This is a genomic window from Methylobacterium sp. WL116, from assembly GCF_008039455.1.
GTDB lineage: Bacteria > Pseudomonadota > Alphaproteobacteria > Rhizobiales > Beijerinckiaceae > Methylobacterium.
In genome coordinates, this window is sequence record NZ_VRUV01000186.1 from 1 (window position 1) to 8023 (window position 8023).

Annotated in this window: 9 protein-coding genes; 6 read left to right on the forward strand and 3 right to left on the reverse strand. The window is 69.6% G+C overall.

The window, feature by feature from the left end; translation table 11 throughout:
- Positions 1-154 (forward strand): FAD-dependent oxidoreductase (locus FV223_RS14530; RefSeq protein ID WP_187276143.1); only part of this gene is annotated, 154 nt, incomplete at its 5' end.
- Positions 155-249: 95 nt separating this feature from the next.
- Positions 250-867, forward strand: coding sequence for a cyclic nucleotide-binding domain-containing protein (locus FV223_RS14535; protein WP_147727710.1), 618 nt, complete (start codon positions 250-252; stop codon positions 865-867).
- 46 nt (positions 868-913) lie between these two features.
- On the opposite strand, the gene FV223_RS14540 is transcribed toward FV223_RS14535, so the two are convergent.
- Complete coding sequence (locus FV223_RS14540; protein WP_147727711.1) at positions 914-1990, reverse strand: hypothetical protein; 1077 nt, start codon at positions 1988-1990, stop codon at positions 914-916.
- An 82-nt stretch (positions 1991-2072) separates the two neighbouring features.
- A complete protein-coding gene (locus tag FV223_RS14545; protein ID WP_147727717.1) occupies positions 2073-3074 on the reverse strand; it encodes a D-glycerate dehydrogenase in 1002 nt (333 codons plus the stop codon).
- A 240-nt stretch (positions 3075-3314) separates the two neighbouring features.
- Between FV223_RS14545 and FV223_RS14550 the strand changes: the two genes are divergently transcribed.
- Positions 3315-3890, forward strand: a complete 576-nt coding sequence (locus FV223_RS14550) for an SH3 domain-containing protein (RefSeq protein WP_147727712.1) — start codon at positions 3315-3317, stop codon at positions 3888-3890.
- Positions 3891-3949: 59 nt separating this feature from the next.
- Here FV223_RS14550 and irr read toward each other — a convergent pair whose 3' ends face one another.
- Positions 3950-4462, reverse strand: a complete 513-nt coding sequence (gene irr, locus FV223_RS14555; RefSeq protein WP_147727713.1) for a Fur family transcriptional regulator Irr — start codon at positions 4460-4462, stop codon at positions 3950-3952.
- A 264-nt stretch (positions 4463-4726) separates the two neighbouring features.
- On the opposite strand from irr, the gene fabA reads away from it, so the two are divergent.
- The 3 genes from fabA (at position 4727) to fabI (ending at position 7872) form a co-directional block, all read left to right on the forward strand.
- Positions 4727-5254 carry a 3-hydroxyacyl-[acyl-carrier-protein] dehydratase FabA gene (gene fabA, locus FV223_RS14560; protein WP_147727714.1) on the forward strand — a complete coding sequence of 176 codons (528 nt, stop codon included), beginning with the start codon at positions 4727-4729 and terminating at the stop codon, positions 5252-5254.
- Between the two features lie 140 nt (positions 5255-5394).
- Positions 5395-6621, forward strand: a complete 1227-nt coding sequence (gene fabB / locus FV223_RS14565; protein ID WP_147727715.1) for a beta-ketoacyl-ACP synthase I — start codon at positions 5395-5397, stop codon at positions 6619-6621.
- 420 nt (positions 6622-7041) lie between these two features.
- Positions 7042-7872, forward strand: coding sequence for an enoyl-ACP reductase FabI (fabI, locus tag FV223_RS14570; protein WP_147727716.1), 831 nt, complete (start codon positions 7042-7044; stop codon positions 7870-7872).
- The last annotated feature ends 151 nt before the right edge of the window (positions 7873-8023 follow it).

Genomic DNA, 8023 nt, shown 5'->3' on the forward strand with positions numbered 1-8023 from the left:
CCGAACGCTGCACGCGGCGGTCGGCGAGCGGATCTGGTTCGCCGGCGAGGCGCTGTCGCGCGAGCAGTGGGGCACGACCGGGGGCGCCTATGCCGAGGGTGTGCGGGCGGCCGACGCCGTGGCGGAGCGTATCCGGATGGGCACAGCCGCGTGACGGGATGAGGCGGCGGCGCCGGATCGTCTTGCGGTCGAGCCTGAAACGCGATGCATCAGGGGACGGATGATCGCGATGCGGGAAGAGGCCGTCTGATGAACTGGGTCGAGGGCATCGGCTATCTCGGGACGGCGCTGACCATCTCGGCCTCGGCGATGAGCACGATGATCCCGCTGCGGATCATCTCGCTCGTGGCGAGCGCCGCGGTCATCACCTACGGCCTGCTGATCGGCAGCATGCCGGTGGTGCTGACGGAGGCGATCCAGATCCCGTTCAACGCCTGGCGGCTCTGGCAGATGGTCCGACTGGTGCGCGACGTGGAGAAGGCCGCCGACGGCGACCTCTCCCTCGACTGGCTGAAGCCCTACGGCACCGAGCGGGCGTTCGCGGCCGGGGCATCGCTGTTCGCCAAGGGCGAGGCGGCGACGACGATGTACTACGTCGAGGCCGGCTGCTTCCGCATCCCGGAATATGGGATCGAGGTGCGGGCCGGCGGCATCGTCGGCGAGCTCGGCCTGCTCTCGCCGGGCAACAGGCGCACGGCCTCACTGGTCTGCACCGAGGCCGGCCGGGCGCTGGAAGTGCCTTATTCCGCGGTCAAGCAGCTCTACTACCAGAACCCGGAATTCGGCTTCAGCTTTCTGAAGCTCACCAGCGAGCGGCTGTTCCAGAGCGCCGATGCGCGGGTCGCGGTGAGCGGCGACGTAGCCTGATCCGCGTCCGACCGGAGCGATCTTCGAGGATTCCGCGAAGCCGCCTCTAGGTGCGTCGTCCGAGAAGGCCTTGCAAGACCGCCCGCACGGCCGATTCCGGGGGCGGCGGGGCGGCCCAATCGGGGACCGGCCCCTCGTGAAGGTGCCAGTCGCGGGACTGGAACCGGTCGCCGGCTCCTCCGATCAGGCCGAGCCCGACGCACGGACGATGCTGCCCGGTGCCGATGCGGCCGGCGGCCCAGACGCGCTGCCACCGATCGCGGACCGTCAGGTCGGCATCGCACCAGCCGAGGCGCTCGCGGCCCATCACGGCGAAGATGCGCTCGGGCGACGCTCCCGCCGGGATCCGGACCCAGGCGGAGAAAACGTAGGGTGTTGCCGGATCGAAGCGAGCGGGGTCGAGCAGCTTGGTGAAGGCGCTCAGGCCCGGTTCCCGATGGAGGCCCTTGTGCCGCGTCGTCCCACGCGGAAGCCGCATCGCATCGGCGGAGGGCGCGGGCGCGAGCCAGGCCAGCGGTACGCCGGCATGCTCGGCATAGGCGGCATCGCACAGGGCGACCCAGGATTCGAGGTCGACGTCCCAGGCCTGCTCCCCGGGCGCGAACCGCCGGACGCCGCCTTCCAGCACTCTCGGCCCGGTGCGCCTGAAAGGCGGCACCACCCCGTCGTCATCCGCCTCGTGCACACGAAGCAGCGTCGACGGCCCATGGCGCCACACAGCTTCAGCCAGCCGTGCGAAGGCGGAATCGGGCTCGCCCGGCTCGACCTTCCTCACGAGGATCTTCGCGCCGGTCGCCAGGTCGGCGAGCATCTTGGCCTTCAGGTGCGCCACCCGGCCGTATTCGCGCTCGAGCAGCGCGTCGTGATCAGTACCTTCGACCTGTCGTTGAGTGTTCGACCAGATGTTGTAGGTCTGGCTCCGGCAATAATACACGCCGGTCTCGGTCGCCTCCAGGATCAGGTCTCCGGGGGCGCCGTACCTCGAAAAATCGGTCGTCAGTGCCTCGATGAGGTCGTCGAGGGGCGTGTACGCGAAGCGCAACAGGCCCGACGGCTCGGCGCCGCCGTAGCGCTGCACGAAGCCGAACTCGCAATTGCCGCCGAGGCTGCGGAACGCGTGCATCCGACCGGCCAAAGGCGGAACCGGGGTCCCGGTCGCTTCCGTCGAGGCGCTCACCATCCCCATGCCGTGTCCCGATCCCGGCTCAGAGCATGCTGGGCAGGATCCGATCCGGCGGGCGGTGGCCGTCCATGAAGGTCTTGATGTTGATGATGACCTTCTCGCCCATGTCGATCCGGCTCTCGAACGTGGCCGAGCCCATATGCGGCAGCAGCACGACCTTGCCGGACTTGGCAAGCTTGATCAGGCGCGGGCTCACCGCGGGCTCCTGCTCGAACACGTCGAGGCCGGCCGCCGAGATCTCGCCGGCCTCGATCAGGCGGGCGAGCGCGTTCTCGTCGATCACCTCGCCGCGGGCGGTGTTCACGACGATCCCCTCGGGCTTGAGCAGCTTGAGGCGGCGGGCCGAAAGCAGATGGTAGGTGGCGGGCGTGTGCGGGCAGTTCACCGACACGATGTCGACGCGCGCCAGCATCTGGTCGAGCGATTCCCAGTAGGTCGCCTCCAGCCCGGCCTCGATCGCGGCCGGGACCCGGCGGCGGTTGTGGTAGTGGATCTGCAGGCCGAACGCCTTGGCGCGGCGGGCGAGCGCCTGCCCGATCCGGCCCATGCCGACGATGCCGAGGCGCTTGCCGGTGATGCGGCGCCCGAGCATCCAGGTCGGCGACCAGCCCGTGGTCCAGTCGTCGTCCGGAATGATGCGCGCGCCCTCGGGTACCCGCCGCGCGACGGCGAGGATCAGCGCCATGGTCATGTCGGCGGTGTCCTCGGTCAGGACGCCGGGCGTGTTGGTGACGGTGATGCCGCGCTCCAGCGCCCCGCCCACGTCGATGTGGTCGACGCCGTTGCCGAAATTGGCGATCAATCGCAGGTTCGGCCCGGCCTGGGCGAGGAGGCCGGCGTCGATCTTGTCGGTAACGGTCGGGACCAGCACGTCCGCCTCACGCATCGCGGCGGCGATCCGATCGGGCGAGAGCGGGGCGTCGTCGTGGTTCAGCCGCGCATCGAACAGCTCGCGCATCCGCGTCTCGACCGCGTCCGGCAGGCGTCGCGTCACGACGACGAGCGGCTTGCGCTTCAACGACATCTTCTCTCCCATCACCGGTTCGGGCAGGCCCGACACGAACGCCTCGCGCGGCGTCGACGCATCGTGGACCGGTCCCGTTCCCGGTTTCAAGCTCCGTTAACCGAGCTCCGCCAGACAGGAGCGGACGGCTTCCGGCCTCTCTACCAGAGGCAGGCCGGAACACAATCCGAAGTGCCGCGGCGGCACCAGCCCGCGGCGCGGGCGTTCTGTCGCCGACGCGCGAAGATCAGGAGATGGACGATGCGGCTGGCTCGGCTCTTCTTCGTGGGCGCCGCCCTCCTGGCGTCGCCCACCCTCACCCTGCCGGCTTCGATCGGGACGGCATCGGCCGCAGCGAGCGGCGGTCCCGAATCCGGAATCGGGCCCGTCACCAAGTTGCCGCTGCCGCGCTATGCCAGCCTGAAGACCGATCGCGTCAACCTGCGCGAGGGGCCCTCGAAGGATCACCGCACCCTGTGGGTGTTCCAGCGCGCCGGCATGCCGGTCGAGATCGTCGCCGAGTTCGAGACCTGGCGCCGCATCCGCGATTCGGAGGGGACCGAGGGTTGGGTCCTGCACTCGCTGCTCTCCGGCCGCCGGACCGCGATCGTCACCGCGTCCAAGGGCGCCGACAAGGCCGCGATCCCGCTGCGCGCGCGTGCCGACGACGGCGCCGAGGACGAGGCCCGCCTGGAGGCGGGCGTGATCGGCAGCGTGAAGACCTGCACCGGATCGTGGTGCCGCCTCGTCGTCGCCCTGCCCTCGAAGCACGACGTGGACGGCTACATCCACCAGGACCGCCTCTGGGGCGTCTACCCGAACGAGAAGGTCGACTAGAAAAAAGGGCCCGGTTCGCACCGGGCCCTTTTCTTGAGTCTGGAAGGTTCGGCGGCTGCTCAGCTCTGGCGGCGCGTGCCGGGCCGGCGGCGCAGGCGGACGATCACCTCGACGCCGGCGATCTCCATGCCTTCGGGCGCATCGGGCAGCGATTCGACGGTGATGCCGCAATCGGGCATGTCTAGCACCTGCCCCTCGTCCTCGAGGAAGAAGTGGTGGTGCTCCGACGGGTTGGTGTCGAAGTAGGCCTTCGACCCGTCGAGGGCGAGCTGGCGCAGCAGGCCGGCCTCGGTGAACTGGTGAAGGGTGTTGTAGACCGTCGCCAGCGACACCGGCACCTTGGCGCGCATCGCCTCGTCGTAGAGCATTTCCGCCGTCAGATGGCGGTCGCCGCGCCCGAATAGCAGCCAACCGAGCGACAGGCGCTGGCGCGTCGGGCGCAGGCCGGCGCGCCGCAGGCGGTCGCGCAGGTCCGAGAGCGGACAGCCACGGCGGGCGGCACCCGATGCATCCCCCGAGAGGGCCGGGATCCGGGCGTTGAGCGCGGCCTGTAGGGACAGCAGTTCGGACATCGGAGGGACTGAACGCTCGCGAGGGATGAAGAATTTCGCTTTCGTGTATATGGGAACGGTCGCCGGCTCGCAACACGCCGCGGTCGGCCCTCCCCCGCTCCGCGTGACGGCCGCATCGTTCGCGCCAGCTTGGAACCGGCTCCGCGCCTATGCTAACGAGGCCGCCGAGTGCGCGGTTCGCCCCGTGTACGGCACGCGTGCCGGCGCCGAAGCCGGCCCGGGCCCGCCGACCGAAGCTCGCGACACGAGGACCGACCCGCCTTCATGACGTCCGACACCGAACAGACCGCCCCCCGCGCCTCGCAGTATTCCTACGAGGACCTGCTCGCCTGCGGGCGCGGCGAACTCTTTGGCGCGGGCAACGCCCAGCTGCCGCTGCCGCCGATGCTGATGTTCGACCGCATCACCGAGATCGGTGCCGAGGGCGGCGCCCACGGCAAGGGCCTGGTGCGCGCCGAGTTCGACATCCGGCCCGACCTCTGGTTCTTCTCCTGCCACTTTAAGGGCGACCCGGTGATGCCGGGCTGCCTCGGGCTCGACGCCCTCTGGCAGCTCGTCGGCTTCCATCTCGGCTGGCTCGGTTCGCCCGGCCGCGGCCGGGCGCTCGGCGTCGGCGAGGTCAAGTTCACGGACCAGGTCCTGCCGACGGTCAAGCAGGTGGTCTACGGCGTCGACCTGCGTCGGGTCCGGACCGGCAAGCTCGTCCTCGGCATCGCCGACGGATGGCTGGAAGCCGACGGCAAGCGGATCTACGAGGCCAAGGACCTGCGCGTCGCGTTGTTCCAGAGCTGAGCGGCGGACCTGATTCCGACGCGTCTCGCGCAACGAGGCGCGTCCTCGCCGGTTGGAAACAGGCCGGCGGCATCCTAGCTGACGAGGAAGCGTGACGCTCGCCCCATCCGGGGGGCGTCGCCGTGGAGACGAGTTCTTTCATGCGCCGTGTCGTCGTCACCGGGATGGGCATCGTCTCATCCATCGGAAACAACACCCAGGAAGTGCTCGCCTCGCTCCGCGAAGGGCGGTCCGGGATCACGCGCGATGGGTCCCACGCCGAGCACGGCTTCCGCAGCCAGGTCTCCGGCCGGCCCGACCTCGACCCTGAGGGCATCGTCGACCGCCGCGCCATGCGCTTCCACGGCGGCGGCAGCGCGTGGAACCACGTCGCGATGGATCAGGCGATCCGCGATTCGGGTCTCGAAGCCGGCGACGTCTCGAACGAGCGTACCGGCATCATCATGGGCTCGGGCGGCCCCTCGACCCGCGTGATCGTCGAATCGGCGGCGATCGCCCGCGAGAAGGGCCCCAAGCGGGTCGGCCCGTTCGCGGTGCCGAAGGCGATGTCCTCGACCGCGTCGGCGACGCTGGCGACCTGGTTCAAGATCAAGGGCGTCAACTACTCGATCGCCTCCGCCTGCGCGACGTCGAACCATTGCATCGGCAACGCCGCCGAGATCATCCAGGGCGGCCGCCAGGACATCATCTTCGCCGGCGGCTGCGAGGATCTCGACTGGACGCTCTCCGTCCTGTTCGACGCGATGGGCGCGATGTCCTCGAAGTTCAACGCGACGCCCGAGCGGGCCTCGCGCGCCTACGACGCGAACCGCGACGGCTTCGTCATCGCGGGCGGCGCCGGCGTGCTCGTGCTCGAGGAATACGAGCACGCCAAGGCGCGCGGCGCGCGGATCTACGGCGAGATCGCCGGCTACGGCGCGACCTCGGACGGGTACGACATGGTGGCGCCGTCCGGCGAGGGCGCGGTGCGCTGCATGCGCCAGGCGATGGAAGGCTTGAAGGGCGCACGGATCGACTACATCAACCCGCACGCCACCTCGACGCCGGTGGGCGACGAGAAGGAGATCGAGGCGATCCGCGAGGTCTTCGGCCGCGGCGAGGCCTGCCCGCCGATCGCGGCGACGAAGTCCCTCACCGGCCACTCGCTCGGCGCCACCGGCGTCCAGGAAGCGATCTACGCCCTGCTGATGATGAACAACGGATTCATCAGCGCGAGCGCGCACATCGACGAGCTCGATCCCGCCTTCGCCGACATGCCGATCCTGCGCGAGCGCCGGGACGGGGCCAAGCTCGGGCACGTGCTGTCGAACTCGTTCGGCTTCGGCGGCACCAACGCGACCCTGGTGCTGAAGAACGTCGACGCCTGACGCGTCGAGCAAGACCTGCGATCCTCCCCCGGCGGCGGCCGACACGGCATTCGGGAACGATCCGCGGCGAAAGGGATCGTTAACCACCGGAACCCATGCTTCCGGTTCCGGTTTCGTCGGAAAGCCATGCCTTGGAGCGGCGCGCGCATGACCTTCGTCCTGATCGGATTCGTGCTGGCTGCGGTGATCGTCGGCTCGGCCGGCATCTACGCCAAGCAGGCGCTGATCGACGACGCCAAGGCCCAGACGCGCGGCTACTTCTAGCGCGAACGCCCCCTTCGGCCGTCATCGAGCCCCACCGGATGGCAGGGCTTTCGTTTTTTCCTCGCTGCCGATTGGACAGCGCCGTCCCCCGCGCCTAAGCGTCGGTCCCTGTCTACTGCGCTCGAAGAGGCGCATCGCTCGGGAGTGACGGATCGGATGACGGGTTTGATGGCGGGCAAGCGCGGCCTGATCATGGGCGTGGCCAACGACCACTCGATCGGCTGGGGCATCGCCAGAACCCTGCATCAGCACGGTGCGAAGCTTGCCTTCACCTATCAGGGCGATGCCCTCGGCAAGCGCGTCACGCCGCTCGCCGCCCGGCTCGATTCCGATATCGTCCTGCCCTGCGACGTGGAAGACCTTGCCTCCGTGGACGCGACCTTCGCGGCCCTGGACGAGCGCTTCGACGGCACCCTCGATTTCGTCGTCCACGCCATCGGCTTTTCCGACAAGGCGCAGCTCAAGGGTCGCTACGTCGACGTGACCACCCGCGAGAACTTCTCGCGGACCATGACGATCTCGTGCTTCTCGTTCACCGAGATCGCGCAGCGGGCGGCCAAGCGCATGCGCGAGGGCGGCTCGCTCCTGACGCTGACCTACGGCGGCTCCACCCGCGTGATGCCGAATTACAACGTGATGGGCGTGGCCAAGGCCGCGCTCGAGGCGTCCGTGCGCTACCTCGCCACCGATCTCGGCCCGGACGGCATCCGGGTGAACGCCCTGTCGGCCGGGCCGATGCGGACGCTGGCCGGCGCCGGAATCGCCGACGCGCGCCTGATGTTCAACCACCAGAGGGCACATGCGCCGCTGCGGCGCACCGTGACGCTCGACGATGTCGGCGGCTCGGCGCTCTACCTGCTGTCCGACCTCTCCGGCGGCGTCACCGGCGAGATCCACTTCGTCGATTCCGGCTACAACATCATCTCGATGCCGCGGCCCGACGTGCTGCAGGCGCAGGACGAGGCCGGCGTCGTCGGCGACGCCTGAGACGCCTTCGTCAGCGCGTCACGGCGATCAGGCCGATCACCAGGCTCGCCAGCAGCAGGATCAGGTGGATTCCGACGCCGTCGGCGAGCCACGCGCTCATTCCGGGATACGGCCCGGGGGCAGCAACCCGGGCTCGCGCACGGGGCGGCGG

Bases quoted from the DNA above. Each gene is read 5' to 3' on its own strand.
- fabB (WP_147727715.1), top strand. From the start codon at position 5,395: ATGCGCCGTGTCGTCGTCACCGGGATGGGCATCGTCTCATCCATCGGA.
- FV223_RS14535 (WP_147727710.1), top strand. From the start codon at position 250: ATGAACTGGGTCGAGGGCATCGGCTATCTCGGGACGGCGCTGACCATC.
- fabI (WP_147727716.1), top strand. From the start codon at position 7,042: ATGACGGGTTTGATGGCGGGCAAGCGCGGCCTGATCATGGGCGTGGCC.
- irr (WP_147727713.1), bottom strand. From the start codon at position 4,462: ATGTCCGAACTGCTGTCCCTACAGGCCGCGCTCAACGCCCGGATCCCG.
- fabA (WP_147727714.1), top strand. From the start codon at position 4,727: ATGACGTCCGACACCGAACAGACCGCCCCCCGCGCCTCGCAGTATTCC.
- FV223_RS14545 (WP_147727717.1), bottom strand. From the start codon at position 3,074: ATGTCGTTGAAGCGCAAGCCGCTCGTCGTCGTGACGCGACGCCTGCCG.
- FV223_RS14540 (WP_147727711.1), bottom strand. From the start codon at position 1,990: ATGCACGCGTTCCGCAGCCTCGGCGGCAATTGCGAGTTCGGCTTCGTG.
- FV223_RS14550 (WP_147727712.1), top strand. From the start codon at position 3,315: ATGCGGCTGGCTCGGCTCTTCTTCGTGGGCGCCGCCCTCCTGGCGTCG.